This is a genomic window from Bradyrhizobium sp. Tv2a-2 (assembly GCF_000472425.1).
Taxonomy (GTDB): domain Bacteria; phylum Pseudomonadota; class Alphaproteobacteria; order Rhizobiales; family Xanthobacteraceae; genus Bradyrhizobium.
Map to the genome: position 1 here is coordinate 47,454 of NZ_AXAI01000007.1, position 24,670 is coordinate 72,123.

Consider the following 24,670-nt stretch of genomic DNA (forward strand, 5'->3'; position numbering starts at 1 on the left):
GGCCTCAATCGATGATGAACCCGAAGCCGCACCTGCAGCTCGCGACCGGCGTGTGCGCGGCGACGCCGTAGATCTTGTTGATCTGCGCGAGCAGCGTGGACTCCGAATCCGAGGCAGGCGCAAACCCGTCATCGGGCCGCGACAGATCTTTCTCGGCCACCGCGCGCACCACATAGGGGGTCACCATGACCACAAGCTCGGTCTCGTCGTTGACATAGTCCTGGCTGCGGAACAGCGCGCCGAGCACCGGCACCTGGTCGAGGCCGGGCAGACCGTTGATCGCGCGCTTGGTCTGCTCCTGGATCAGTCCGGCCATGGCCATGGTGCCGCCGGAGGGAATTTCCAGCGTCGTGTCGGCGCGGCGGGTGCGGATCGAGGGAATCGTGATGGAGTTCGTCGACGTCGAGGTCAGTGCCTGCGACACGGTGATGGCGTTGTCGGTGGAGAGCTCCGATACTTCGGTCATGACATGCAGGCTGATCCGCCCTTCCGACAGCACGACCGGCGTGAAGTTCAGGGAGATGCCGAACTTCTTGTAGGAAATCTGGGTGGTACAGACATGCGTGGTCGGGTCGCAGGAATAACCTGCAGGAATTGGAAATTCGCCGCCCGCGACGAAGGTTGCGGCCTCGCCTGAGATCGCCGTCAGGTTCGGCTCGGCCAGTGTCCGCATCACGCCCGCGCTCTCCATCGCGCGCATGGTGGTGGTGACAGTGGGCAGGCCCTTGACGATCGAGGAGGCGCTCAAGGCATTGCCCGACACCAGCGGTCCGCCACTGGCGGTAAACGGGTTCGAGTTATTGAAATTCACCACCGCGGTGCCGTAGTTCATGCTGGCGGAGAGGTCGATGCCCATCTGCTTGACGATGTCGCGCCGCACTTCAGCGACATGCACCTTCAGCATCACCTGGTCGCGGCCGCGCACCACGATCGAGTTGACGACCTTGTCGCCACCGCCGACGAGTCTCGCCGCGATATCGCCGGCCTGCTGCGCCTCGATCGGAGAGTTCACCGAGCCGGTCAGGATCACGCCCTCGCCGACGCCCTCTATGGAGACGCCGGGCAGGCTCTGGTGCAGGGCGGCGCGCACGCCGTTGAGGTCGCGCTTGACTGCGATGTCGTACGAGCCGATCTGCTGGCCGTCGGCGTCGAAGAACACGACATTGGTCTGGCCGACGCCGACGCCGATGATAAAGGCGCGCTGCGCCGAACGGATCACGGCATTGGCGATCTTGGGGTCGGCGACCAGCACGTCCTTGGCCTCGCGCGGAAGATCAACGACCGCCGACTTGCCGACGCCGAGCGGCATGAAGCGCGTCTTCACCACCAGCGGGGGCAGATGCGGCTTCGCGGGCGGCAGGGCTTCCGCCGTCCCGGTCGAGGCTGTCGTGGCTGGCGCGGTGACGGCAGGGGCTGCGACCATCGGCGGCGCATCGCCCACCGCGGGCTCGTCTTGCGCGCGCAATGGCGTGACTGCGAACATCAGCGCGGCAGCCGCCGCAAACGACAGGGCGCGAACCAGCGAGGTCCGGTGCGCCTTATAATGTGCGCTGCATGTCATCTTGCTTTCCTTTCGGTCACTTCTGTGCCGTAGATTCGCTTGGCATCCCGTGTCGGACGATCTGCACATCCTGGCGATACGTCCTTGCGGCCTCGACCACTTCCACTGCATCGGTGTCGGCGATGCTGCGCAATGCCAGCGACAGCGTGCCGGCCTGGCGCGCGCTCACCAGCACAACGTTCTGCTCGGGTTTCAATTCCAGCGTCACGGTCTTGCCGAGCACCGCGTTCTGGCCGTCCTTCTCCTTCGGTGCCTGGTCGATCGCGAGCACGCGCACATTGTGGAGCACGATCTCGGTCTGGATGATGTCCGGCATGCTGCCGCGCGGGTCGGGATTCTTGAAACGCCGCGTGAGCAGCACGTCGACGCGATCGTTCGGCAGGATGAAGCCGCCGGCGCCGGTCTCGGCCGAAATCTCGGTCGAGACGGCGCGCATGCCCGATGGCAGGATTGCCGCCATGAAGCCCGAGCCGTCGGCCTTGACGAGCTTCTGCTCGCGGATCGGCTCGCCCGCCATCATGGCGGTGCGCGCGATCGCGCCGGTGAGCTCTTTGGTAGCGTCGGGACGGTCGCCCTTGCGAATGAAGCTGTTGCTGGCGGTCGAAGCCGGCCAGACCTGCCATTGCAGATCCTCGGGCTTCACCCTCTGGCCGAGATTGATGTCGTTTTTCGCGACCAGCACCTCGACGGTCGGGAGTTGGGCGACCGGTGCGGGCGGCGGCGGCCTGCCGTTGTCGGCGCCGCTGGCGAGATAGGCCGCGACGCCACCGGCGCCGAGAGCGATGGCCAGGACGACGATACGTGCGGTGTTCATACGCTTTTACTGTTTGCCACGCGCCGGAGGACAGGAGGGAACCGGCATCCCGCAAGCACGATTAGGCAGCAATGGTATAAGCATGGTTGGGATGGGGGCGGATTTGCCGCCCGGTTCCTGCGGCTCTGTTCGGATGGTGAACAAAGCGTTGCGGCGGCCTCCGGAGATTTCCGGATGGTCCGCTATTCGTATTCGCGCCGTGCCGGCTCATGGTGGCGCGTCGGCGAGGCGGCCCGCGACGGATGATCGATCCGGTTCGGCTCCGCGGTGCGTGCGCGCTCGGTGGTGCGATTGGTCCTGAGCGGTTGGGGTGTCGGCCGCCGCGCGCCCTGGGTTTGGTCTGGCTTGGCAGTTCTGTTCATTGCTCGCATGATGCTCCGTGGGCCGCGTTCGTTGGCTTGGCTCTGGTCGTTCACTCGGCGGGCGCGATGTGCAGACGGTACATGCTGTTGAGCATTGGCGTCTGCGACACGCTCTCGGTCTCGGCGTCGAGATCGGCGATGACATCCTCGAAGGCCGAGATCGCCTGCTGGATCGCGGCGATCTGCATCAGCTCCCAGCCGCTGACCGGCCCGGTCCGGTTCTGAAGGGCGACGATCAGCTCGCGACGCTGCTCCTTGAGCTGGACAAGGGGCAGGCCGTGGTCGGGTAGGTCTCGCAGCATCAGGTGACTCCTTGGGATCAAGGATTGTTAGCCGCGCCCTCGTGCCATCGGCTTACTGGAAAGCGGCAAATTTGATTTGATTTGCGGGGGCAGTGCCGCGCGCACCTGCCAATCGTCGTCCAGCGTAGGCCGGGACGACCTGGGGATATTCCGGATAAATTGCAAACAGCGCACTCCGTCATTACTTCGCTTCGCTCCTCGCATGGGCAAATCAGTCTGCATGCAATCGCTATCTCGGGTACCGGCCGATCGGGCCAGGTCGACGCATCGCCTTCGAACTGTCACTTTCGAGGCAAATTAGAGCCAAACATCGTGGGTTCCATAGTGACCGGATAGCAATCGCTGGAGCAACGATGCCATACAAGATTGTCGCCACCAGAGGCGATGAGGTGCTGCGCTCGGAGCGGGAAAGCCTCTTGATCGCAGCGGCCAAGGCACGCGTGTGGGCAAGGGTCGGCTGGGACGTCGTCGTGACCGACCCGGATGGTAACGCGGTCGATCCCGCCGAGTTCGAGAGACTGTTTGCCCCGCCGGACCCACGGCGTGCCAAATTGCGGGAAGTCAGTGCGCGCCTGCGTCTCGCCGCCACTGTTTGAGGATCGTTGATGTCAGACTTCGACGCTACCGTCGCCGCTCGCTACAATCCGCTCGACCACCTGGCGCTCGAGCGCTCTATTGCTCTGCGCTGGACGCTGCGCGATATCCTCGCCGGCCGGACCAAATTCCTGCCGCTCGCCGAAACCGATCTGCAATTGCTGATCGAGATGGGCATGGTCGAGATGCATGACGACGTGCCAGCGCTTACCGAGACCGGCCTGGCGGCGCTCGAATAGATCCGTAGCTGTGGTTCGCCAAGCTGGTGCGTTTCGCCCGCGCTCGACCCCACCCCGCGGGCGCGGCCGATCAGCACCCTACGATGGCAGCCAGATAGACCATGCCGCGCAGCTTGAAGCGCAGGCGATCGACGATCGGCGACAGCGGCTTTGCGATGATGCGTAGCACAGGCTCCTTGCTGCGGCCTTCGATGTAAGGTCCGTGCAGAACGTCCATCTGGCGTTCATAGGCCAGGCGCCCGAGTGACGCCGCCGCAAACACAAGTCCGCTCACTGCCACGATTTCGATGTTCATTTGAGGCCCCCGCCTGCTTGAAATCCCCTGCGACTTTCATACAGCTGGAATTTTAAGCTTCGGATCAGCCGCGCCACCGCAATTTAAGTGTCGTGTTAGCGTGCTCTTAACCGAGCCGATCCGACGCCGGGGCCGGCACGGCTCGAAATCCGCCGCCATTGGCGTGCCGGCGCCTGGCGAATGCAAAGCAAGAGTTCGCAAACCATCCATCGTTTCTCCTCCGCCCGCTAACCAATTGGCAAAGCGTTGCGGCGAAAGTCGCAATTGACCGGATGACGCTTGCGAAGCGTTAAGCATTGGGAAGTGTTTGAGGATCGGGGAGTCCAAGCAGATGAACGGAAACGCCGTCCTGGAAAATGTACGCCGCTATCGCACCATCGCTTCGCTGTTTCGCCAGACCGCGGCCTTCCGTCCCCTGCAACGGGGATCGCTGTTGGGCCAGGCCGAGGAATGGGAGCATCGCGCGGTGGCCGAGCTCGAGTCCTATTTCAGGGGCCATGACAGCCCTGCCTTTGGACTGCAGCCGCAGGGCTCGTCCTATGGCGGAATGATCGCCGCGGCGTAAAGCTCTCTTCGCAATCCGCGCACGCGCAATGTCCACGACGTCTGGCATTACGATGACACGATCAGGCGGTCCTCACGGGGCGCGCACCAACTGCTGGCGTCGCAGTCGTCGATGATCGAATCCTTGCCGCGTCTGATGAATTTTCGCGCATTGAGCAGCGAAAGGGGCTCCGCCGTCCTGTATTTTGGACACTCGACCACGAACGATATTTTTCCGCTGGCCCCAAGCGCATCCAGAAGCGCACGGAAGCGTCATTTTTCCGAACGTGAACTCGCAATTCGATCTCGTCCGGCTTGGACGGATAATTGTCCATCGACGACGATCGGTACCGTCCCTGCTCGCCGCGCCTCGGCTTGATCGGCTTCACCTCGATGAATAGTCCCGGCATGTTCTTTCCTGTGCTGGGCACAGCCACATTCCCAGTCTTGCGGTTCAGCAAAATTGTCATGAGAGCGCGCTGCTCCAGGGCGCTTACAAGCGGCGGACCAGCCTCTGCAATGGCTCGGAAACCATTACCCGTCGTTGCCGCGCCCGCTAACGATTTGGAAAAACCGGCCAGCGCAAAGTCGCGCCTGGAATTGAAGAGGGATGCCGTCGTGAGTGTCGAAGCTGTCTTGCAACAAGCCCTATTGGACGACGCAGTGCTGGAAAATGTGCGCCGATACCGCGCCATCGCCTCATTGTGCCGCCAGACCGCAGCCTTTCGCCCCGTTCAAAGACTGTCTCTGCTGCAGCAAGCCGAGGAGTGGGAGCGTCTGGCGATCCGAGAACTTGAATCTCAGCGCGATCTCGAAGCTCACTGCGATCCGATCGAAACCGCCGACGAAGAAGATCCGGAGCCACAACAACAGCTGGTGGACACGCGCTGGTGGCTGCCGCGGCGCGAGGGCTTGTTTGCCGGGCTGCAGGCCTGAAGCGCGATGAGATTTAGTTGAATCGTCATCGCGCGCAATGTTGGCGCTTGCTACCGGCCGAGAAACGCAGGCGGGCGCTTCTCCACGAAAGCCGCCACGCCTTCGTTGGCGTCGTAGGTCGACACTATGCGGGCAAATGCCGCTTCCTCGATCGCCAGCCCGTCGTCGATCGACGCATCCATGCCGCGATGCACGGCTGTCAGTGCTGCCGCGATCGCGTGGGGTGGTTTGCTGGTCAGATCCGAAGCAAGCACATGCGCGGCTTCGAGAATGTCGGACGCGGGCACCACACGGTTAACCAGCCCAAGCCGGGCGGCTTCGGCCGCGTCGAACTCTCGCCCCGAGAGAATCAATTCCAGCGCAGCCTTTCGCCCGATGTTGCGCGGCAAGCGCTGCGTGCCACCAAAAGTCGGGATAATGCCGATGTTGATCTCGGCCTTTGAGAACCGGGCTCCTTCCGCCGCGAGCGCTATGTGACAGGCCTCGACCAACTCGCAACCGCCGCCGAAGGCAAGACCGTTCACAGCAGCAATAACCGGCTTGGAGAAATTCTCGACCCGCCTGGTCATGCGATGCCCTGGGCGCATGAAGTGCGTGACCGCCTCGACCGGACCCGCTTGCATGTGGCGTTGAAAGGCCGTGATGTCGGCTCCGGCGCTAAAGGCTCGCCCAGCCCCCGTGATGACGACGGCACGCAGCGCCGGGTCCAGTTCGATCCGGTCCAGCGTGTCGCAGATCGCGTTCAGCAGGTCGTTGTTCAGCGCGTTCAGCTTTTCCGGGCGGTTCAACGTCAGCACCGCCACGGCATTTTTTGTCTCGAACTTCAAGATCGCGGACACGGCTTGCTCCCTGGCACGCTAGCGTAGACCCCAAGGATAGGATCTGCTAGGCAGTTTGTATATTCACTGGTCGGTATACATGACACGCAACTCGGCTCCCACGCGAGAGCGCATCATCGCCGCTGCAAGCAAGCTGTTTTACGGCGAGGGTATCGGTCGCGTCAGCATGGACGCTGTTGCCGAGAAGGCCGGGGTCACCAAGCGGACGCTCTACTATCACTTCCGCAGCAAGGACGATCTCGTCGCTGCCTATCTCTACGGCCGAGACCAACCGAATCTCTCCCTTTTCCAACGTTGGTTCGACGAGACCGAGGGCGGACTCGCCGAGAAGGTCCGGGGCATTTTCATCCATCTCGCGGGCTCCGCGCGCCACCCAAAATGGAGAGGATGCGGCTTTCTTCGCACGACAGCGGAACTCGCGCATATGCCCGGTCACCCCGCTATCAAAGTGGGTGCTGCGCACAAGAAACGGTTTGAAAGCTGGATTCGTGGCATGATCGAGGGTGAGGGAGTTCGGGATGGCCTGCCGCTCGCCCGGCAGATCATGCTGCTGCTGGATGGCTCCTTTGCGGTGACGCTGCTCCACCGTGACCCGTCTTATATGGAGGCCGCAGGCGACGCAGCGGTCACGCTTCTGAGAACTGCTTTGCGGCAGCAGCGCTCGACCGAGGCTCCAGCGCGGCCCCGAAGAGCCAAAGAAGGATGAAGCCGACACCTTGCCTCGACACGCGCGCGGGAATGTAGTGAAGCAGATTCGCCTACGTGCCTCGAAGAGCGTGCTGTCGACCTCGTCATGCTGAATTTGTTGCACCACAGGCCGGGCCTCGCCTCGCTACGGCACTACGCGCTGTGAATATCTTGGCCTCGGTTGAAATGTTCTGCCAGTGAATTCGGGCACCGGTGATCCATTTGAAGGCTCGGCTCAACGATGGTCGTACCGACCGAATGTTCAGGTGAAGGGAAATTCGAAAGAGCGTAGTAAGAACGGCAATGACGACGCACAATTGGGACGAAGATTATGATCTGGCGCGTCTCTACTAATTCATTGCCACATGCCTTTTGGGCGGAGCGATCACCGGCTATGAAGCCACTATGAGTGCCATGAGCTCGAACGCGTTCCGAGTCGTGGCACATCGGTTCGGACCTTCAGAGGAGGTCCTTGTTTATGAGCCAGCACAAGTGCCGGTCCTGGAACAGGACGCCGTACTTGTTCGCATGTTGGCCAGCGGCATCAATCCCTCAGACCTCATTCCGGTGACGGGCGCCTATCGCCATCGCACGAACATCCCGTTCGTGCCTGGCTTCGATGGGGTCGGCGAGATCTTCGCGGTCGGCGAACACGTCGATCGGGCGCTCATCTGCCGCCGTGTGCTGCCGTTGGGTTCAGCCGGCAACTGGCAAACCTTTAAGGCGGCACCAGCCGATTGGTGCATCGAAGTGCCGTCCGACATCACCGACGAGCAGGCGGCATTGGCCTACGTCAACCCTCTTACTGCCCGCCTGTTGGTCGAGGCACTCAATCCGCAACATGGCGATCTCGTCGGCATAACGGCTGCAGCCTCCCAAATTGGCCGAATGCTTATACGAATGCTCTCCGCGGCCGGTGCTCGTCCTCTGGCGATAGTGCGCTCGTCCTCTGCGCTCGCCGCGTTGCATAGCGAAGCCGTTGCTGATGTTGTCTTGGAGGGCACTGACCTCCCGGTTCTGGACGCTGGATTTGATGCCGTGGGAGGAATCTGTGGCGCCCGACTAGCCGCATCGATCCAGCCGGGTCGTCCGTTCGTGCACTATGGTTTGTTTTCGGGGGTGCCGCTCACAAGCGCACTACTGGAGGGCACACAGGCCAGCGTGAAGCTGTTCCGACTGCGTGATTGGGTTCACTCGGTGCCGCGGGAACGGCTGAGGGCCGCTATGGCCCAGGTGTTCGCCGACATCCGCTCAGGCCGAGCGGCTTCGGTGGTTGCCGCTCACTATCCCCTCGAAGAGTTCCGGACTGGGGTCGCCCACAATGCACAGTCAGGTCGCCACGGCAAAATCATCCTGCGCTTATAGCGGCGGCCTAATTCAATGCCCTGCGTCAAGCGCGGGATACGCCCGTCGAGCTGCTCGGACGATCAGCACGGCGAGCGCGTTTTCGAGCGAAGTGGACACCGGTTCGCGTGAAGAAAACGCGTCAAAACAAGAATCCAGAGCTTCGGTTCTGATTCAATCAGAAACGGAAATGCTCGAGCGCGACCTTGACGAAATCACCCGTACCGGCGCGGCGACCAGACATTCGATGCCTAAATCGCGATGAGATCTGGTTGAAACGTCATCGCGCTTTAGGTCTTTGATTGAGCATGATCTTTTCGGAAAACCGCTACACACTTTTCCGGATCATGCTTTAGGCCGGCTCGACATCGCCGGCCGCATGAGCGACGCGTCGGCCAACCTCGTCCTCTAGAATCAAATATCCAGTTGGGTCGACGCCGCGGCAGATGCCACTCGTCCATTCGCGCTTGTCGCGGTCGAGCGAGATGCGCGTTGGCTGTCCGATGAGCTGCAGCGACGCGTTGTAGATCTGCTGCAACGGCGCGAAACCATGCGTCTGCCACGCTTCATACAGCGGGCCCCAATGGGAAATGAGAGCGTTTGCAAGCACAGACACATCAATCGGCCCAACGACCACATCCTGCAAGCAAGCCGTGGGATAAGACACGCCCTCCGGCCGGCTTGCGATGTTGATGCCGGTTCCGACGAGCAACGTTGCTTCGCTTGCCTCGATGAGGGTGCCTGAAATTTTGGCCCCGTCCACCAGGACATCGTTGGGCCACTTGATCGCAACTTTCGCACGTTCCCCGACGACTGCTGCGATCGTGCGCTGCACAGCAAGCCCCGTAACGAGTGCGACAGTCGAGCCGTCAGTCCGTCCCGGTCTCCAAGGTGCCGCAATGGTCAGTGACAGATTTCCAGCCGGAGCAATCCAAACCCGTTGACGCCGGCCCCGACCGGCGGTCTGCCGTCTGGCTGCGACAGCAAAGGCCGGTACGCGCCCCGCACTGATCATCCGGCGAGCCTCGTCGTTGGTGCTGTCGACCTCGTCGAGGATAATGAGATCCAAACTTCGACTTCCTTCCATAAGTCGAGAGCCGTGAAAATGGGGCATCACAGGCGCTCGAGTCAATCCGGCCAGGAGGCTGTTGTTCGCGTCGTCGTCGAGGCCTCGAGACGCAGATCTTCCTCGGAAGACCCACCGCAAACATGACAGGCGAACGGCAGCCCCGCCATGCTGCAGCCCCTCCTCCATGCAAGGATGAAGCGAGCATCTTGCCTCGACACGCGCCCGGGAATGCAGTGAAGGTTTAATCCACGATGAACAGCTTTGCCCCGATATCGGTCGAGGAGCGATGCGGCTCGGCCCCGTCGGCGACCTGGTAGCTTACGCCCGGCGTCAGCACGAACTTGCGGCCGTCCTTGAGCTCGGTATCGAGGCGGCCATCGAGGCACAGCAGAATATGGCCTTTCTCGCACCAGTGATCGGCCAGATAGCCGGGCGTGTATTCCACGATGCGGACGCGTATGTCGCCGAAAGTCTGCGTCCGCCAGATCGCCCTGCCGATCGTGCCAGCGTGCTCGGTCGGCGGGATCGCGCTCCAGTCGGTGGTGCCGAAGGGGATGCCGTGCATTTTCATGTGAAGGTCCTTTAACTCAAGGGCGCATTCGATCATCCGAGCTTCCCGATCACGCTGTGCTCTTCGCCAAACCATATCGGCGATCGCGCTGAATCGACGAAGCGCTGTTCGTCCTCATACAGCAGCCGGCTAGCGGCCCGCGCGGCCGGATCACGTCCCAATGTTTCCAGCGCTTCCCGGCTCTCGTACCAAATCTCCGCCACCCCGTCATAGGGTTCGGGCGAACCGCGGTAGCTGCGCAGCTTTTCGAGGAACGGCCCACGATCCGTGTGGACCTGGATATATCGCACGATGCGCAAGACGCTCTGATGTGCACGTACAAGCGGTCCGTGCACCTCGAACCAATATTTGAGAAATTGGTCGGGCGTCAGGCTCGGGAGCCGCTTCAAACAGTAGATGACCTTCATGCCATCACTCCGTACTTCGGCGCTGCTGACGTCTGGGCCATTCAATGGCCTTTGCTTTCCCATGCGCGGGCGTGAGTGACCTCGCATATCTGATATTTGAAGGTGCTGAAAAACTTCGTGAAACCGAGCTTCTTGGCTTTCAGGTGCTCCGGGTGGACTTTCCATTCGTGAAGCGCCTCTTCGGACTCGAACTCCACGATCGTCACGCGCTCGCCATCTTCAGCGACAAACAGCTTGTGGGAAATGTGGCCGGGGATGCTCCGCACCAATTCGCTCATCTGTCTGGCCATCGGGCCATATTCATCCTGAGCGCCGGGAACCAGGCGGTTGCGAAATACACCAACGATCATTGCAGCGGATCCCTCTGAAAAAAGAGGCGAGTGACTGCCTGTGGCGGTCAATCGCGCGTTCGGTAGCTCCGCAACAGGATGAGCGTTCAGTTGTTATAAATCAAATGCATTATTCATATAATGATTATGCCGCGTCCAGGATTCAGCCGAGCTTCGCTCTCAACGCGATCACGAGCCGATCCACAGCGGAATCGAAGCGGCTTGGCATGGTGCTGCGGATCAGGGTCACCGTTGCGGCTATGTTGAAGTCGACCACAGAAAGGATTTGCCGCCCCTCGCGATGCTGGCTGTGCTCGAACAGGCGACGCGGGACCAGCGACAGGCCGCCGCTCCTGGACAGAAGGGAGAGCTGGAGATCCTCGCCGAAGATTTCAGCGGCGATGCGCATGGGGAGTTGCTGACGATCGAACGCGCGCATCAGTGCCGCGCGACAGCCGCATCCGGTTGGATTGAGAAACCAGTCCTCTTCGGCCAGATCGCGCAGCCGCCATGGACTGCCATTACCTTTCGTGGGGCGGCGCGACGCCGAAACGACGACGATTTGCTCGGCTCCAAGCGCAATCCGCTGCAGCCCCGCCGGGATCGAATGGTCGTCGGTTAGCAGGCCGATGGCGCAATCGATCGCTCCGCTCCGCACCTCCTCAATGAGGCCTGTGCTCCAGTTTGAACTGATCTGGAGCCGGATGCGCGCGTAGTGCACTCGTAGCGCCTCGAGGGGCGTCGTGAGAACCATCTCGCCCAGGCCGTGGGCAACTCCGATCTTCAGTTCGCCGGTGGGATCGGCCGCGTTTGCCGTACAGGCTTCCAGTTCCGCCACGGCAGTGAGCACGCGCCTGCAACGCTCGAGAACGTGGTTGCCAAGCGCGGTCAGAACAGCCGGCTTCACAGTGCGATCGAACAGGAGTCCGTCTCCGACCGCCGCCTCGAAACTCTGGATGCGTCGGGTTGTCGCGGGCTGGGTGAGATTGAGCCGTGCGGCCGCACGGCTCACAGAGCCCGTTTCAGCAACCGCGACAAACGCCTCGATATCCTGAATATTCATGCGAAATATTTATAGACAATAGCGCCATAGGCGCAAATCGGAATGCTACGAAGAAGTCATCAGCACGGAGTGCGTTCCTCCAAGCGCGAGACTGACCTGCTATCCCGTTTGCGAGGTCGGGCAGATTTCGGAGCATGGCGCGCCTCGCTGCCCTAGCCGTTGCGCTCAAGCTCCAACACAATTTTCCCAGGGCCGTGTCGCCGGCCAAGCGCTTGCTGCGCTTCGGCCGCCTCTGACAGAGGATAGATGGCGGCGATTGGGATGCGCAGTGCTGCTTGATCGACCAGTGTGGCGAGCTGGTTCAACATGACGATATCCTGACGCACGAATATCATCTTCACGTCCGCCGCATCGCCCGGGGCAATAGTGCCCACTCGCGTTTCGGATCTCACCAGGCCGGTGCTGGTTGCGAGAGCGTCGCGGCCGACGCAGTCGAGGACAACATCTACGCCGTCCGGCGCGATCGCGCGGACCTGCTCGCCCAACGCGCGACCATAATCCACGGGTTCGATGCCTAGCTCGTTCAAGATTGATCGATTGCCTTCGGAACATGAGCCGATGACCCTTGCTCCGCGTAGTTTTGCCAATTGCGCGGCGATGACGCCAACACCGCCCGCTGCGCCGTGCAACAACAGGGTTTCACCGGCTTTAACTTTCAGGATGACGTCAACAGCTCGCGATGCTGTCAGCCCAGCCAGGGGTAGGCCGGCGGCCTCCACCCAGGAACTCGTTTTTGGCTTGAGGGCCACATTTGAGACGTCGGTGCTGACAAGCTCTGCGAACGCCCCGCTGTGAAGGATGTCCTGCCGGATATAGCTCATGACCTCGTCGCCGGGCGCGAATTCACTGATGCCAGCACCGACGGCGGCGACGACACCAGCAACATCCCACCCCGGAACGACGGGAAACCAGACATCCATGAAACTGTCGCCCAAGCCGGCCTGCAAGGCGATGTCTGCCGGATTTAGCGCTGCGGCCCTGACAGCAATCAGCACATCGTTCTGACCCAGCTTGGGATCGGGGATGTCGGCATATTCCAAGACCTCGGGGCCGCCATATCGACGATAGATGATTGCCTTCATCCGTGTGCCTCCTCTGGCAGCATGATCGGTAAATTGGGCGGGATCTGCAGGAACGTGATCGAGCAGCAGGTCAAGGGAAGCTTCGCGAGGGCCGTCGCCCGGCGGCTCGGCCAAGGCCACGCGAGTTTTTCGTTACGATCCAAATCTTCGGCATAGCCATGTCCATCAGATTGGTTGGTGCGCTCGCTCGGTCGGAATTACCGGTCGATGACGCGGATGCCGGGGGCACGGTCCATTTTTCGAATGTCGGCAAGAGCATCGGCCAGGCTTCGGCGTCGCAGGGCCGCGCGGGCGGCTGCAGTGGCCTCCGCGTCCACCTTCTCGAAATATTCCGTCATATGAGTGCTGACGACGCAGCGATGCGGGATGTCCTCGCGCGGCCGCCACAATCCCTTGTCGCCTGTCGCCGCGGCATGGATGTCAGCCAGCGTGATCTTGACCGCGGGGCGGGCCAGAGCCACGCCACCGTCACGGCCCTTGCTGGCGACCAGGAGGCCTGCGTCCACCAGGTCTCGAAGCAGGCGGCGCATGAGCGTCGGATGCGTGCCCGTGCCGGCGGCAAGCTTGGCCGAACTGAGTCGCGCAACGCCGCTCGCGTGCGCCAGAGCAAGGCTGAGCATCGCCTGGAGTGCGGTTGGAAAGCGGACATCGTTCATGCGCCCATCTTAGCTGAAAAATGAAACTTTAAAAGTTGCATATTTGGCGATCGCTGATTATACAACTCTTACTGTCTCATTTTCGTCGAGGATGAACCATGTCAGATGCATTGGCCGTGCGCGAGGTGATGGCCCGTTATGTCCGCGCTGCAGATCGTCGAGATTCCGACGCCATGGCCGCCTTGTTCACCGAAGACGGACGCGTCGAGATCCTTTACGACAAGAACGGGCCCGAGATCATGCTCGGGGTTCTCGAAGGACGCGAGGCGATCGCTGCCGCCGTGCGCAATATGATGGCGCCGCACGCCCCTCGCGCCTGGAGCCATCACACGACCCATGACGCGATCGTCGAGATCAACGGAGACCGGGCCACGCTGGACGCCCAATTCATCGTGTTCTCGGTGCGGGGCGAGGAGAAGCCCGTATCGGGCTGGCCGCCCGGCGCTCAGGGCGCGCAAGGCGTCATCACGCCGATCGAGTCAGGCTACTATCGGCCGGAATTGAAGAAGTCTGCTGATGGCTGGCGGATCACTCGCCTTCGCATCCATCACGATCTGCCGATGGCCTTCGCTCAGGCCGAATGACTTGGTGCAATGGGCAACAGCACGATCTACGAGATGGAGTAGCGCGGGAAATTTCGCGACGCCCCCCGTTGCGTCGTCTGGATAGCGTGTCCGTGCGACCGGGAGGCGCGGGCGCGACGATTTCATTGCACAACAGGCTGGAAAACCAACCGGCGCTCGCCCGCGCATTGCAAGCGGAATCGAACCGTCACCAAGGGTGAGAAGGACTATGTGCTAGCTAGGGTGCACTGCGTCGGCTGCGATACGCATCAGACCGTCGCGCTCGATATCGTGGGTGCCGAAAACGACGCCAATCCACAAGTTGGATCGCTGTATGCGATGAAAGTACTCCTCTGAGCTGCGCGGCTATCCAGATAAGGAGAGCCCATCTGGTTGCGCTGCGGCGCACGAAGATTTCTGCGAGTGATCCATCGTCGCATTGGCGGCCGGGAGAGCAGTAAAGCGGCTACGATTGTTATGCTGCCGTTCATCGCTCCGTGTCACCTCTCCCGCAGACTCTCCTGCTGGTATTTGAGAAGCGGAGAAAGCAGATAGCTGATGATTCGGCGCGTACCGGTCCTGATTTCGACCGTCACGGCCATGCCCGGCCCAAGCGGAACGGACTTGCCCTCGATCTGCATCTGCGTGCGGTCAAGCGCCACGCGCGCCGCATAGACCAGCTCCTGGCCCTTGGGTTCGCTGGTCGATTTTTCCGTCGCTGGCGAGCCGTCGCGGGTGGCCTCCTCACGCCGGTCGCGCGTGATCGCATCGGTTGAGACGTTGAGCACGCGGCCGTGCAGGAGCCCATAGCGCGTGAAGTTGAAGGTATCGACTTTGATCTCCGCGTCCTGGCCGGCAGATACGAAGCCGATGTCGCGGTTGGAAACCATGGCCTCGACCTCAAGATGGCTTTCAAATGGCACCAGCACGAGAAGGGTCTGTGCCGGAGTCACCACGCCGCCAATGGTGTGCACGGCAAGCTGCTGCACGACGCCGCCGACGGGCGCAGTAAGCAGTTGCAGCCGGGTCCGCTCGCTCGCCTTGTCGAGATCGTGAGCGAGACCTGCGGCCTTGCGCTCGGCTTCGGCAAGATCACTGAAGAGGCCGCGACGAAATTCGCCCTCGGCTTGGGCGCGAGCCTGGGCGGCCGCGGCGAGCGCAGCATCGGCCTCACGCAACCGGCTCTTCTGTACCTCGAGCTCCTTCCGGTTTTCGATCAGCACCTGCAGCGCTTCGAGATAGTTGACCTTCGATCCGGTCTGATGATCGAATAGAACCTTGCGAATTTCAGTACGTTCCTGAACGACCGGGAGCACAGCTTCGATTTTCTCGATGGTGGCCGCGATGCTCGCGCACTCCGACTCCTTTTGGCGCTTCTGGTCTTCCAGCGCGGCGAGCTTGGCGCGATGCTCGGCGGTCTGGTCAATCAGGAGTTGCCGCTGGGTGGAGATGATATCCGGACCGGCGTCGGGTGGCGGATTAAAGTCGGAGAGCGGGTCCGCGCCATCCGCCGCAGCGGCGTGTAATCGTGCGATATTGAGCTTTTCGGCAATGAGATCGCTGCGCAGATGGGCGCGCTCGGCTTCGGTCATGGTTGGGTCGAGCTCGATCAGAGCGTCGCCAGCCTGGACCAGCTGTCCGTCGCGAACGTGGATCGCGCGCACGACGCCGGTCTCGAACGGCTGCACCACCTTGGTCCGGCCGCTCGGGATAATCTTTCCAGGCGCCGAGGCCACGATGTCGACGGTTCCTAGGCTCGCCCAGGCCAGCGCCAGGCAGAAGAACAGCATAATGAGCAACGCGATCGCACGGCCGATCGGCGATGGAGGCGTCTCGATAATCTCAAGTGCGGCCGGCAGGAACGCGAGCTCGTCTCGCTCCTTGCGCTCACGAGCGCCCGGATACACCACCATGTTCTCAGCTGACTTCATGGAGGCCACCCTGCAGGCGGTAAAGTGCGGCGTAACGGCCGCCCTTCCTGATCAGCTCGTCATGCGTACCATCCTCGACGATGCGGCCACGCTCTATCGTCACGATGCGATCGGCTAAGCGTACAGTGGAGAGTCGATGCGCGATGATGATGACCGTCCGCCCCTTGGCGATCTGGCGCATGTTGTTCTGGATGATTCGTTCACTCTCATAGTCGAGGGCGCTGGTCGCCTCGTCGAAGATCAGGATTCGCGGATCGGTCACAAGCGCACGGGCGATCGCGATGCGCTGGCGCTGGCCGCCGGAGACGGTGCTGCCGCGTTCGCCGATGAGCGTGTCGTAACCCTCTGGAAGCTCAAGGATGAACTCGTGGGCGCCGGCAAGTGTGGCGGCCGCGATGATCTTTGGTATCGGCATTGCCGGATCGGCGAGCGCGATGTTGTCTCGCACCGTGCGATTGAAGAGGACGTCTTCCTGCAGAACGTCGCCGACCTGTCGCCGCAGCCAGGCGGTGTCGACCATTGCGAGATCGACACCGTCGACAAGCACGCGGCCGCTCTCGGGCACGTAAAGCCGATGGATGAGCTTGGCGAGCGTGCTCTTACCGGACCCGGAAGGCCCGACGATGCCGACAACCTGGCCGGCCGGGATGGTCAAGGAGACGTCGTGCAGAACCTGCGGACCGTCGATGCGGTAGCGGAAGCCGACGTGCTCAAAACCGATATCGCCGCGGATTGGCGGCAGCGCTGCCCGGGTCGGATTGTAGGCGGGTTCGGCGGGCGTGTTCAGGATGTCGCCCAGCCGCTCCACCGACAACCGCGCCTGATGGAAATCCTGCCAGATCTGGGCGAGGCGGAGCACGGGCATGCTGACGCGGCTGGACAGCATGTTGAAAGCGACCAGTTCGCCGACCGTGAGTTCGCCATCGATCACCAGCTTAGCCCCGAAATAGAGGATCGCTGCGCCGGCCAGTTTGCTGACGAGTTGCACGGTCTGGCTTGCGGTGTTGCCAAGGCTCAAGACGCGGAAGCTCGCCGAAACATACGCGGCGAGCAGCTCTTCCCAGCGTCGTTCCATTTGCGGTTCGACCGCCTTTGCCTTGAGCGTCTCGACGCCCGACACGCTCTCGACAAGAAATGCCTGGTTCTCGGCGCCACGCTGGAATTTTTCACTGAGACGACGCCGGAATATCGGCGTCGCTCCGGCTGAGATCCCGATATAGAACGGAAATGCCGCAAGCACGATCCAGGTCAGGAACGGGGAATAGAGGAACATCACCGCCACGAACACGACAGTGAAGAAGAGGTCGATCGCAAGCGTAAGGGCGGAGCTGGTGAGAAAATTGCGGATGTTCTCGAGCTCGCGTACGCGAGCAACCGAGTCGCCAACGCGCCTGGCCTGGAAATAGGCGATCGGTAGCGCCATGAGATGACGAAACAGCCGCGCACCGAGCTCAACATCGATCCGGTTCGCGGTATGCGCGAACAGGTATGTGCGCAGAATTCCGAGGCCGGTCTCGAAGATTGCGATTGCCGCAAGGCCGATGACGAGGACGTCGAGCGTGCTCATACTGCGATGCACGAGCACTTTGTCGATCACGACCTGGAAGAACAGCGGAGAGATCAGGGCGAATAGCTGGAGGAAAAGCGAAGCAAGCAAGACTTCGCCGAGCAGCCTGTGGTACTTGCGGATCGCGCCGAGAAACCAGGTAATGTCGAAACGGCGCGAAAGATCCATCAATCCAGCACGTTGCGTCATGAGAACGAGCCGACCGTCCCAGATCAACTCGCACTCCTCCTCGCTCAGCATTTGCGGGCCCCGCGACAGCGGCCGCTGGACAAGCACCTGTTTGTCGGAAGCCTTGCCCAACAATAGAAAGCCGCCGTCGCGCAGGGCTGCGATCGCTGGCAAGGGCGTGTGTGAAAGCCGTGACCAGTTGGTCCGGCGCGCCCGCGCCTTGAGGCCAAACTCCTTTGCGCAGCGGAGCATCTCAGGAATGCCGATCGTCGCGCCGCCGAACCGGTGACGGATCTGATCGGGGTCGGCACCGAAGCCGTTGAGGCGCAGCAGCATGACCAGGGCGGCAAGGCCCTCGTCGGCGCCAGCCGGCTTGCCCGGATGTGCGGTCATGACGAGGCTCAAAATCGCGTCTAAAGCGCGATGAGATTTGGTTGAATCGTCATCGCGCTTTAGGTTTGATTGAGCATGATCTTTCGGAAAACCGCTACACACTTTTCCGGATCATGCTTTAATGATGGGGATGGATCAGAAATGTCTCCCCATTCGAGTTGGTCTCCGTCCGACTACTTGCAACGATGAGAATCCCATTCTGCTCAACGAAGCCGGCCGCGACGGACTGAATCAGCCGCGCGAGGCTAATCCCCTCCAATGAGGTCGCGTCCGCGACGGGCATGCGCCCGTCGGCTGTTGACTAACCTGCTCAGCTCGGCCGCGCGGCAACGTGACAGCGCAGCCAGAAGCCTGAAAGATCGGCGTGGCGGACACGCCACTCAACCGTGCGCAGCAGGAGGGGCGAGCCAGTTGGATGTCATGGTGGTTGATGTTGGCTCGTTTGTCGTGGTCATGCCCATGCCGGGATTTTGCACCCCGAAGCTTGCCATCGCCTGCCCGAGTTGCTGAACGTTCATGGTGTTCCCATCGACCATTTCGAACGCATTGCTTTGGCCCGGCACGGGGGCGATGGCGCCGAACAGGCCAAACGACTCCGCTTGCACGCCCGAGGTGAAGAAGATCTCACCCTTCGATCCCGCCGCACCGCCATTGCCCGGGGTCAACGCCCAGAGATCGCCGATGGTGATCGGCTTGCCATCCACGCCGTCCAGCGTGCCGACGAATTTGTCGTTCTTCAGGTTGAACGCGTTGATCGTGCCGTCGCCGAAATTGCCAACCAGCAGGTCGCCGGCAAACTTGCCGAAATCGGCCGGTGCGATGGCCATTCCCCACGGCGAGTCGAGCGGGCCGTTGGACGCGACGCGCGCGATCAGCTTGCCGGTGAGTGAGAACTCGTCAACAAACCCATTGCCGGGACCGGCCACGTCATCGTGCTTGAAAGGGTCCTGCAGGGCGTAACTCACGAACAGATGGCCGTTGAGCACCTGCGCATTGAACGGCGCGTAGCCGGCCGGCAGGGCGCCGTCGGTCAGACTGTTCACCTGCTGCCATTGGTCGTTGAAGACGTCCACCGTGCCGTGCCGAAAATTCGTGGCATATAGCAGTGTAGTTCCGTCTTTCTGTGTTCCGATCGTCAGGCCTTTGTAGACCGCACCGATCCCCTCGGTCTGATCCTCCGGCGGTAGCGAGCCATCGCCGTGCGCCGGATCGGCGGAGTTGTCCACTTCGAGCGTGGTCTTCGTGCCGCCGTTCCAGGCCGAGATGGTGCCGTCCTCGGTGTCCATGATGAACGTGGCCGGCTTGCCGTTCAGCATGAAACCGCTCTGATCGGTGTTGAAACTGATGCCGGTCGGGCTCGCAGTTGTCACGTCGGGCACGGCTTGGGGCGGCGCGATGGTGACGATGAGCGGCGCCGCTGTGATGGCGTTCGTCTTCGGATCGACGTCGTAGATCGTCGCCGTGCCGGTGTGGTTGTTGTTGACCCAGAAAGGCCCGGTCGGGCTGAACGCGACGCCCCAAGGATTGATCAGGTTCGGGTCTTGTATCGACGCGTTGAGATGTCCCGTCTGGTCGTCGGACACCAGGTTGGACTGGCTGAACTTCCGGCGCATGGAAGCCATCGCTTCGTGCGCAGCGTCGGCGATGATATTGAATGCGTTGCTTGACATTGCACCCTCCCTAATTGCTGACGCTGGCGCGCACGTGCGCGCGCAAACTCGCTCGCTCTGCAAGGGACCAAAAAGAGGGTCTGAGTGTTGAAGCGCCCGCCGATGGCGACTTTCGCTGCCCATCATTGCCGTCGCGTGGCTTCGGCTGCCAGAATAGAGGGCAACAATATAACCCTACACGAATTTCTTTGGCGCGTATAGGTTGCAAGCTAATCTTTGAAATAGAGATCGTTGTCGCGGCGGGTGGTATCAAGCAACCGCCGCCCCTAAGGCGCGATGAGATTTGGTTGAATCGTCATCGCGCTTTAGGTCTTTGATTGAGCATGATCTTTTCGGAAAACCGCTCCACACTTTTCCGGATCATGCTTGGGAGCCCCCGGTCATCATTGGCGGAATGCCGCGATCGTTGAGTTCCTTCGCGATCGCGCCCCGCATCGTGGATGGGATGGGTTGTGATCGGCACCGCGGGCAGGCTCGTCAGCGACGTCTACATACACTACGGCGGCGATTGGCGACGACAGCGGAGAAGCTGTTCGAAACTCGTAGTACGAGAATTCAGTTTGCGAGGAGAACTGGTGACACGCTGCCGAAGCTGGATCGCCGCGATTGGTAGTCCGGCTTCGCCGGACACATCTCCTCGCCCTTCAGTCTGGAGCGGCTTGCCCCACGCGAAGCCCGAAGGGCAAAGCATGGCGCACCCGACACGATTCGAACGTGTGACCTTTGCCTTCGGAGGGCAACGCTCTATCCAGCTGAGCTACGGGTGCCTAGGGGCGATCCTTTAGCCGATTGGTCCCGCACCGGCAATGGCCTGTGTGGCCATGGAACGCCGGCCGCCGGCCCCAAGCCGCCCCCCGGGCTGGCGGTCCGATCGCCGCCGCTCAGGCCGGCACAATCACCTTGCCGATCGGCCATAGCGCGATGCCGGCGAGCTTGAGGTGCGCCCAGGCGAAGGGGATGCCGATGATGGTGATGGCGAGAATCACCGCGGTGATGAGGTGGCCCAGCGCCAGCCACCAGCCGGCGAGCACGAACCAGATGATGTTGCCGATCAGGCCGAGCGGGCCGGTGCCGACGTCGCTCACGCCGGTGAGCTCGTCGCGCCGCACCGCCCTGGAGCCGAACGGCAGCAGCGTGTAGACGGCGATGTTGAAAGCCGCCCGCGCCCAGGGCAGGCCGATGATGGTGACGGCCATGATGACGGCCGCCACCAGCCAGCCGAAGGCCATCCAGGCGCCGCCGATGAAAATCCAGAGCAGGTTGAGCAGGATGGAAACAGGAGCCATAGGGTATCACCAGACCCAGCAATGACCGCCCTTATATAGGCTCTAATCCTGTCAATGCGAAGACCGCGTCGGGCGATCTCTTTGCCGCCACGCGTGCGGGAACGGGCAGATAGGCCGGGCTTCCGGCGGTCGAGCCCGACTTCACGCCACTGCCGTCGCTTCGCGCGCGGCAGCGCCGAACAAATGCCTTACCTCGGCGCAGGGCCTCGGCGCGCTGAACAAATAGCCCTGCATCTCGGTGCAGCCGAGCTTGCGCAGCAATTCGCGCTGCGCCGACGTCTCGACGCCTTCGGCCACCGTGGTCATATGAAGCGCGGCCGCGATGTTCACTACCGCCTGAACGATCGAGGAGGAGCCGTCTTCCTCCGAAATGTCGCTGACAAAGCAGCGATCGATCTTGATCTTGTCGAACGGGAAACGTTTCAGATAGCTGAGAGAGGAGAAGCCGGTGCCGAAATCGTCGAGCGCAATGCGCACGCCAATGGCGCGCAGCTGGTGCAGGATGGCAAGCGCCGCCTCGTCGTCGCGGATCAGCACGGCTTCGGTGATCTCGAGCTCGAGCCGGCTCGGCTTCAAGCCAGAGGTCGCGAGCGCGCTTGCGATCCGCAGCGCCAGCGTCTGGCATTTTAGCTGCACCGGCGAGACGTTGACCGCCAGCCTGATGTGATCGGGCCAGCCCGCCGCCTCCTGGCAGGCCGTGCGCAGCACCCAGTCGCCGAGCTCGGTGATCAGCCCGGTATCCTCGGCGACCGGGATGAACTCGGCCGGCGACACCATGCCGCGCTCGGGATGGCGAAAACGCAGCAACGCCTCGCAGGCGGTGACCTCGCCCGAGCGCAGGTCGACCAGAGGCTGGTAATGAAGCTCGAAGCCGCCATCGACCATGGCCTGGCGCAGGTCCTGCTCCATCGAGAGCCGTGCCTTGGCGCTCGCATCCATCGACGGCTCGAAGAAGCGGTGGGTGCGGCGGCCGCCGGCCTTGGCGGCGTACATCGCAAGATCGGCATTCTTGATCAGCTGGTCGAGCTCGGTGCCGTCCTGCGGCGCCAGCGCAACGCCGATCGAGGCGTCGGTCGACAGCTGGTGGCCGAGGCATTGATAGGGCCTGCGGATACTTTCGTGCAGGCGCGTCACGAAGTCCAGGACATCGTCGGTCGAGTTGACCGCGGTCCGGATCACGGCAAACTCGTCGCCGCCGAGGCGGGCGATCAGGTCGTCGGGCTTGATGCAGGCGCGGATGCGGCTTGCCACCGTCTTCAACAGCTCGTCGCCGACATGATGGCCGAGCGAATCGTTGATACCCTTGAATTCATCGATGTCGATGTAGAGCAGGGCAAACTGCTCGCCCTGCCTGGCACGGCCGAGCTCGCGCTCGATCTGCTCGCGGAACAGCACGCGGTTGGGCAAGTCGGTCAGCGCGTCATAATGGGCGAGATGGGCGATCTTTTCGTTCGCCTCGCGGCGCTCGGTGACGTCGTCGACCACGTTGATGATGTAGCGCGGCTCGCCGCCCTGGTCGCGGATATTGATGCGCCGGCAGGTGACGTAGCGTTGTCCCATCACCTTGGTGTCGACGGGATGCTCGTCCCGGAACCAGCCGTCGCCGGACGCCAGTGCCGTGTCGTCGTCGGCCGTCAGGCCTTCGGCGATGTCGTTGTCGAAGATGTCGAACCCGGTCTTGCCGACGATCCCCTCCCGCGACATCTGGAAGTGGTATTCGGCGACGCTGTTGGCCAGCAGATATTGCCGCGTCCGCGCGTCCTTCACGGTGATCTGCGAGGGAATGTGGTCGATGATCTCGCGCAGGAAGGTGTAGTTGCGGTCGAGGTCCCGCTCGAGCCTGCGGCGCTCGGTGATGTCCTCGATGGTCGCGACCCAGCCGCCGTGTGGAATCGGTTTGTTGACGATCTCGAAGCAGCGTCCGTCGCCGATCTCCATGACGTGCACGTTGACCTTGCCCGCCGCAACGTCGCGCATGATCGGGTCGCAGAAGTCGCGGACGTCTCCATCGAAAGAGCCGGTGTCCTTGCGGTGCTGGATCAGGTCGTAATAATGCAGGCCGGGCTTCACCACGTCGCGCGACAGCTTGTACATGTCGATGTAGCGCTGGTTGAAGGTGACGATGCGCGCGGACGCATCGTACATCAGAAGCCCCTGCGTCATGTTGTTCAGCGCGGTGTCGAGCCGCAGACGCTCGGCCTCCAGCTTGTGTTGTGCCTCGTGGTTCTGCGTATTGATCTGGCGCACGATCAGGACGAGGATGCAGGCGATCACGATTGCGGCGAGCGCGGCCGCGACGACCAGGAAGCGGGTCTGCGCGCGCCAATCCGCCAGCGCAGTGGCCGTGGTCGTCGTCGCGATCACCACGATCGGGAAGCCGCCGAGCGCAGCACCGGCACCGAGCCGGTCCTGGCCGTCGATCGGGCTCTTGATCCGCAGCGTCTGCACGCCACCGTGCGTCTGGATCCGTTGCAGCAGCGGCGTTTGTGGCGGCTTCTTGCCGATCAGCGCGTTGATGTGCGGAAAACGCGCCAGCATCGTCCCGTCCGTATGGAACATGGAGATCGCCGAGCCTTGGCCGAGTGCAAGGGACGCGAAGAAGAGTTCGTAATTGATCGGATCGACACGGCGCGCCATTACCCCCAAAATGGTGCCGTCGGCTGCGTTCAGCCGGTGGGCGATGATCGTGGTCAGACCGTCGTCGACATAGCTTCGTGCTGCCTCGACTGCGACCGGCGCAGCTTGCGGATCGGTCTTGAACTCCTTGAAGTAGTGACGTCCGGAGATATTGATATCCGGAATCGGGTCCGGGCGCGACCAGGTGAGCAGCTTGCCGTCGATATCGAAGATCGCGACATCGCCGATATAGGAGAGTGCGCTGACCCGGGAGCGCAGCATCAAGTGTGCGTCGGGCGTCGACATCTGCTCCCGGAAGGCATCCGGCGTCGACGCGCCGGAAATCCTCATCTGCGCCATGATTTCAGAGGCGACGGTCTCGGAATCCTCGAACTGCTGGTCGAAATGCCGCGTCAGCAGCATCACCGTGTTCTGCAACTCGCGCTCGGCATTATGGATCGCGCGCTCGCGGAATTCATCGACCATCATGATGGTGCCGACGAAGATCGCGATCACCAGGAGCGTGCCGCACAGCGTGAGCCACGCGACCGGGCCGCGGCGAACGCGCAGCAGCCGCCCGAGCCGGCCCGCGACGCCGCCGGTCGTTCCGGACCAGACCCTGGAGATCACACCTCGCATTCCCGCCACTCCTGGGGTGAATGCATACGATGCGGAAATGGCATAAGCGGTTAGCAAATCCGGTTAATCAAGATTTAACCGCTCAATGTCTGCGCATATGGCGCGATGTGCGGCAGCGATTAGCCGCTTCTTAACTAGAGCATG

At 62.0% G+C, this 24,670-nt stretch carries 25 protein-coding genes and 1 tRNA gene; 7 read left to right on the forward strand and 19 right to left on the reverse strand.

Going from position 1 to position 24,670, the window contains the following annotated elements; all coding sequences use genetic code 11:
• Positions 1-4 precede the first annotated feature (4 nt).
• The 4 genes from A3AI_RS0115365 to A3AI_RS42780 form a co-directional block, all read right to left on the reverse strand.
• Positions 5-1,561 (reverse strand): type II and III secretion system protein family protein, encoded by a 1,557-nt coding sequence (locus A3AI_RS0115365; protein ID WP_036048484.1) that lies wholly within the window; start codon positions 1,559-1,561, stop codon positions 5-7.
• 16 nt (positions 1,562-1,577) lie between these two features.
• Positions 1,578-2,375: a Flp pilus assembly protein CpaB gene (cpaB, locus tag A3AI_RS0115370; RefSeq protein WP_024516441.1), complete on the reverse strand. Its 798-nt coding sequence runs from the start codon at positions 2,373-2,375 to the stop codon at positions 1,578-1,580.
• A gap of 182 nt (positions 2,376-2,557) precedes the next feature.
• Entirely contained in the window at positions 2,558-2,737 is a 180-nt protein-coding gene (locus tag A3AI_RS42775; RefSeq protein ID WP_036048486.1) for a hypothetical protein, read from the reverse strand.
• A 50-nt stretch (positions 2,738-2,787) separates the two neighbouring features.
• Complete coding sequence (locus A3AI_RS42780) at positions 2,788-3,039, reverse strand: hypothetical protein (RefSeq protein ID WP_024516443.1); 252 nt, start codon at positions 3,037-3,039, stop codon at positions 2,788-2,790.
• 353 nt (positions 3,040-3,392) lie between these two features.
• Here A3AI_RS42780 and A3AI_RS0115385 point away from each other — a divergent pair, with 353 nt between their 5' ends.
• Together A3AI_RS0115385 and A3AI_RS0115390 are read left to right on the forward strand one after the other, a co-directional pair.
• A complete protein-coding gene (locus A3AI_RS0115385) occupies positions 3,393-3,635 on the forward strand; it encodes a hypothetical protein (protein WP_024516444.1) in 243 nt (80 codons plus the stop codon).
• Positions 3,636-3,644: 9 nt separating this feature from the next.
• Positions 3,645-3,872 carry a hypothetical protein gene (locus A3AI_RS0115390; RefSeq protein ID WP_024516445.1) on the forward strand — a complete coding sequence of 76 codons (228 nt, stop codon included), beginning with the start codon at positions 3,645-3,647 and terminating at the stop codon, positions 3,870-3,872.
• A 70-nt stretch (positions 3,873-3,942) separates the two neighbouring features.
• Here the strand turns inward: A3AI_RS0115390 and A3AI_RS0115395 are convergent, their stop codons facing one another.
• Positions 3,943-4,167, reverse strand: coding sequence for a hypothetical protein (locus A3AI_RS0115395; RefSeq protein ID WP_024516446.1), 225 nt, complete (start codon positions 4,165-4,167; stop codon positions 3,943-3,945).
• A 331-nt stretch (positions 4,168-4,498) separates the two neighbouring features.
• On the opposite strand from A3AI_RS0115395, the gene A3AI_RS0115400 reads away from it, so the two are divergent.
• Complete coding sequence (locus tag A3AI_RS0115400) at positions 4,499-4,732, forward strand: hypothetical protein (protein ID WP_024516447.1); 234 nt, start codon at positions 4,499-4,501, stop codon at positions 4,730-4,732.
• A gap of 614 nt (positions 4,733-5,346) precedes the next feature.
• Positions 5,347-5,646, forward strand: a complete 300-nt coding sequence (locus A3AI_RS49325; protein ID WP_245286906.1) for a hypothetical protein — start codon at positions 5,347-5,349, stop codon at positions 5,644-5,646.
• Between the two features lie 50 nt (positions 5,647-5,696).
• On the opposite strand, the gene A3AI_RS0115415 is transcribed toward A3AI_RS49325, so the two are convergent.
• The gene (locus tag A3AI_RS0115415; protein WP_245286895.1) at positions 5,697-6,473 is read right to left on the reverse strand and encodes an enoyl-CoA hydratase-related protein; all 777 of its coding nucleotides are present in this window, start codon (positions 6,471-6,473) and stop codon (positions 5,697-5,699) included.
• A gap of 91 nt (positions 6,474-6,564) precedes the next feature.
• Here A3AI_RS0115415 and A3AI_RS0115420 point away from each other — a divergent pair, with 91 nt between their 5' ends.
• The gene (locus A3AI_RS0115420) at positions 6,565-7,191 is read left to right on the forward strand and encodes a TetR/AcrR family transcriptional regulator (protein WP_024516450.1); all 627 of its coding nucleotides are present in this window, start codon (positions 6,565-6,567) and stop codon (positions 7,189-7,191) included.
• Positions 7,192-7,664: 473 nt separating this feature from the next.
• Positions 7,665-8,537: a zinc-dependent alcohol dehydrogenase family protein gene (locus A3AI_RS0115425; protein WP_198030122.1), complete on the forward strand. Its 873-nt coding sequence runs from the start codon at positions 7,665-7,667 to the stop codon at positions 8,535-8,537.
• Between the two features lie 331 nt (positions 8,538-8,868).
• Here the strand turns inward: A3AI_RS0115425 and A3AI_RS0115430 are convergent, their stop codons facing one another.
• From A3AI_RS0115430 to A3AI_RS0115465, 7 genes are all read right to left on the reverse strand, one after another.
• Positions 8,869-9,585 carry a biotin--[acetyl-CoA-carboxylase] ligase gene (locus A3AI_RS0115430; RefSeq protein ID WP_024516452.1) on the reverse strand — a complete coding sequence of 239 codons (717 nt, stop codon included), beginning with the start codon at positions 9,583-9,585 and terminating at the stop codon, positions 8,869-8,871.
• Between the two features lie 241 nt (positions 9,586-9,826).
• Positions 9,827-10,156, reverse strand: a complete 330-nt coding sequence (locus A3AI_RS0115435; RefSeq protein WP_024516453.1) for a DHCW motif cupin fold protein — start codon at positions 10,154-10,156, stop codon at positions 9,827-9,829.
• A gap of 32 nt (positions 10,157-10,188) precedes the next feature.
• Entirely contained in the window at positions 10,189-10,563 is a 375-nt protein-coding gene (locus A3AI_RS0115440) for an EthD domain-containing protein (protein ID WP_024516454.1), read from the reverse strand.
• 41 nt (positions 10,564-10,604) lie between these two features.
• Positions 10,605-10,913 (reverse strand): antibiotic biosynthesis monooxygenase family protein, encoded by a 309-nt coding sequence (locus A3AI_RS0115445; RefSeq protein ID WP_024516455.1) that lies wholly within the window; start codon positions 10,911-10,913, stop codon positions 10,605-10,607.
• A gap of 142 nt (positions 10,914-11,055) precedes the next feature.
• A complete protein-coding gene (locus A3AI_RS0115450) occupies positions 11,056-11,955 on the reverse strand; it encodes a LysR family transcriptional regulator (protein ID WP_024516456.1) in 900 nt (299 codons plus the stop codon).
• Positions 11,956-12,107: 152 nt separating this feature from the next.
• Entirely contained in the window at positions 12,108-13,037 is a 930-nt protein-coding gene (locus A3AI_RS0115455; RefSeq protein WP_024516457.1) for an NADP-dependent oxidoreductase, read from the reverse strand.
• A 197-nt stretch (positions 13,038-13,234) separates the two neighbouring features.
• Positions 13,235-13,693 (reverse strand): RrF2 family transcriptional regulator, encoded by a 459-nt coding sequence (locus tag A3AI_RS0115465; RefSeq protein ID WP_024516458.1) that lies wholly within the window; start codon positions 13,691-13,693, stop codon positions 13,235-13,237.
• A 98-nt stretch (positions 13,694-13,791) separates the two neighbouring features.
• Between A3AI_RS0115465 and A3AI_RS0115470 the strand changes: the two genes are divergently transcribed.
• Positions 13,792-14,277 (forward strand): nuclear transport factor 2 family protein, encoded by a 486-nt coding sequence (locus A3AI_RS0115470; RefSeq protein WP_024516459.1) that lies wholly within the window; start codon positions 13,792-13,794, stop codon positions 14,275-14,277.
• Between the two features lie 479 nt (positions 14,278-14,756).
• Here the strand turns inward: A3AI_RS0115470 and A3AI_RS0115475 are convergent, their stop codons facing one another.
• From A3AI_RS0115475 to A3AI_RS0115505, 6 genes are all read right to left on the reverse strand, one after another.
• Positions 14,757-16,187: an HlyD family type I secretion periplasmic adaptor subunit gene (locus A3AI_RS0115475; protein WP_024516460.1), complete on the reverse strand. Its 1,431-nt coding sequence runs from the start codon at positions 16,185-16,187 to the stop codon at positions 14,757-14,759.
• Entirely contained in the window at positions 16,174-18,315 is a 2,142-nt protein-coding gene (locus A3AI_RS0115480) for a type I secretion system permease/ATPase (protein WP_024516461.1), read from the reverse strand. Before A3AI_RS0115480 ends, A3AI_RS0115475 begins: the two co-directional genes overlap by 14 nt.
• A gap of 380 nt (positions 18,316-18,695) precedes the next feature.
• Entirely contained in the window at positions 18,696-20,111 is a 1,416-nt protein-coding gene (locus tag A3AI_RS42790; RefSeq protein WP_245286897.1) for a TIGR03118 family protein, read from the reverse strand.
• A 564-nt stretch (positions 20,112-20,675) separates the two neighbouring features.
• Positions 20,676-20,752, reverse strand: a tRNA-Arg gene (locus tag A3AI_RS0115495).
• 114 nt (positions 20,753-20,866) lie between these two features.
• Complete coding sequence (locus A3AI_RS0115500; RefSeq protein ID WP_024516463.1) at positions 20,867-21,271, reverse strand: YccF domain-containing protein; 405 nt, start codon at positions 21,269-21,271, stop codon at positions 20,867-20,869.
• A gap of 141 nt (positions 21,272-21,412) precedes the next feature.
• The gene (locus A3AI_RS0115505; RefSeq protein WP_156927795.1) at positions 21,413-24,526 is read right to left on the reverse strand and encodes a bifunctional diguanylate cyclase/phosphodiesterase; all 3,114 of its coding nucleotides are present in this window, start codon (positions 24,524-24,526) and stop codon (positions 21,413-21,415) included.
• Positions 24,527-24,670 lie beyond the last annotated feature (144 nt).

Bases quoted from the DNA above. Each gene is read 5' to 3' on its own strand.
- A3AI_RS42790 (WP_245286897.1), bottom strand. From the start codon at position 20,111: ATGATGGGCAGCGAAAGTCGCCATCGGCGGGCGCTTCAACACTCAGAC.
- A3AI_RS0115365 (WP_036048484.1), bottom strand. From the start codon at position 1,561: ATGACATGCAGCGCACATTATAAGGCGCACCGGACCTCGCTGGTTCGC.
- A3AI_RS0115480 (WP_024516461.1), bottom strand. From the start codon at position 18,315: ATGACCGCACATCCGGGCAAGCCGGCTGGCGCCGACGAGGGCCTTGCC.
- A3AI_RS0115440 (WP_024516454.1), bottom strand. From the start codon at position 10,563: ATGAAGGTCATCTACTGTTTGAAGCGGCTCCCGAGCCTGACGCCCGAC.
- A3AI_RS0115385 (WP_024516444.1), top strand. From the start codon at position 3,393: ATGCCATACAAGATTGTCGCCACCAGAGGCGATGAGGTGCTGCGCTCG.
- A3AI_RS0115470 (WP_024516459.1), top strand. From the start codon at position 13,792: ATGTCAGATGCATTGGCCGTGCGCGAGGTGATGGCCCGTTATGTCCGC.
- A3AI_RS0115435 (WP_024516453.1), bottom strand. From the start codon at position 10,156: ATGAAAATGCACGGCATCCCCTTCGGCACCACCGACTGGAGCGCGATC.
- cpaB (WP_024516441.1), bottom strand. From the start codon at position 2,375: ATGAACACCGCACGTATCGTCGTCCTGGCCATCGCTCTCGGCGCCGGT.
- A3AI_RS0115420 (WP_024516450.1), top strand. From the start codon at position 6,565: ATGACACGCAACTCGGCTCCCACGCGAGAGCGCATCATCGCCGCTGCA.
- A3AI_RS0115445 (WP_024516455.1), bottom strand. From the start codon at position 10,913: ATGATCGTTGGTGTATTTCGCAACCGCCTGGTTCCCGGCGCTCAGGAT.
- A3AI_RS0115455 (WP_024516457.1), bottom strand. From the start codon at position 13,037: ATGAAGGCAATCATCTATCGTCGATATGGCGGCCCCGAGGTCTTGGAA.
- A3AI_RS42775 (WP_036048486.1), bottom strand. From the start codon at position 2,737: ATGAACAGAACTGCCAAGCCAGACCAAACCCAGGGCGCGCGGCGGCCG.
- A3AI_RS0115500 (WP_024516463.1), bottom strand. From the start codon at position 21,271: ATGGCTCCTGTTTCCATCCTGCTCAACCTGCTCTGGATTTTCATCGGC.
- A3AI_RS0115400 (WP_024516447.1), top strand. From the start codon at position 4,499: ATGAACGGAAACGCCGTCCTGGAAAATGTACGCCGCTATCGCACCATC.
- A3AI_RS0115450 (WP_024516456.1), bottom strand. From the start codon at position 11,955: ATGAATATTCAGGATATCGAGGCGTTTGTCGCGGTTGCTGAAACGGGC.
- A3AI_RS0115395 (WP_024516446.1), bottom strand. From the start codon at position 4,167: ATGAACATCGAAATCGTGGCAGTGAGCGGACTTGTGTTTGCGGCGGCG.
- A3AI_RS0115465 (WP_024516458.1), bottom strand. From the start codon at position 13,693: ATGAACGATGTCCGCTTTCCAACCGCACTCCAGGCGATGCTCAGCCTT.
- A3AI_RS0115475 (WP_024516460.1), bottom strand. From the start codon at position 16,187: ATGAAGTCAGCTGAGAACATGGTGGTGTATCCGGGCGCTCGTGAGCGC.
- A3AI_RS42780 (WP_024516443.1), bottom strand. From the start codon at position 3,039: ATGCTGCGAGACCTACCCGACCACGGCCTGCCCCTTGTCCAGCTCAAG.
- A3AI_RS0115505 (WP_156927795.1), bottom strand. From the start codon at position 24,526: ATGCGAGGTGTGATCTCCAGGGTCTGGTCCGGAACGACCGGCGGCGTC.
- A3AI_RS0115390 (WP_024516445.1), top strand. From the start codon at position 3,645: ATGTCAGACTTCGACGCTACCGTCGCCGCTCGCTACAATCCGCTCGAC.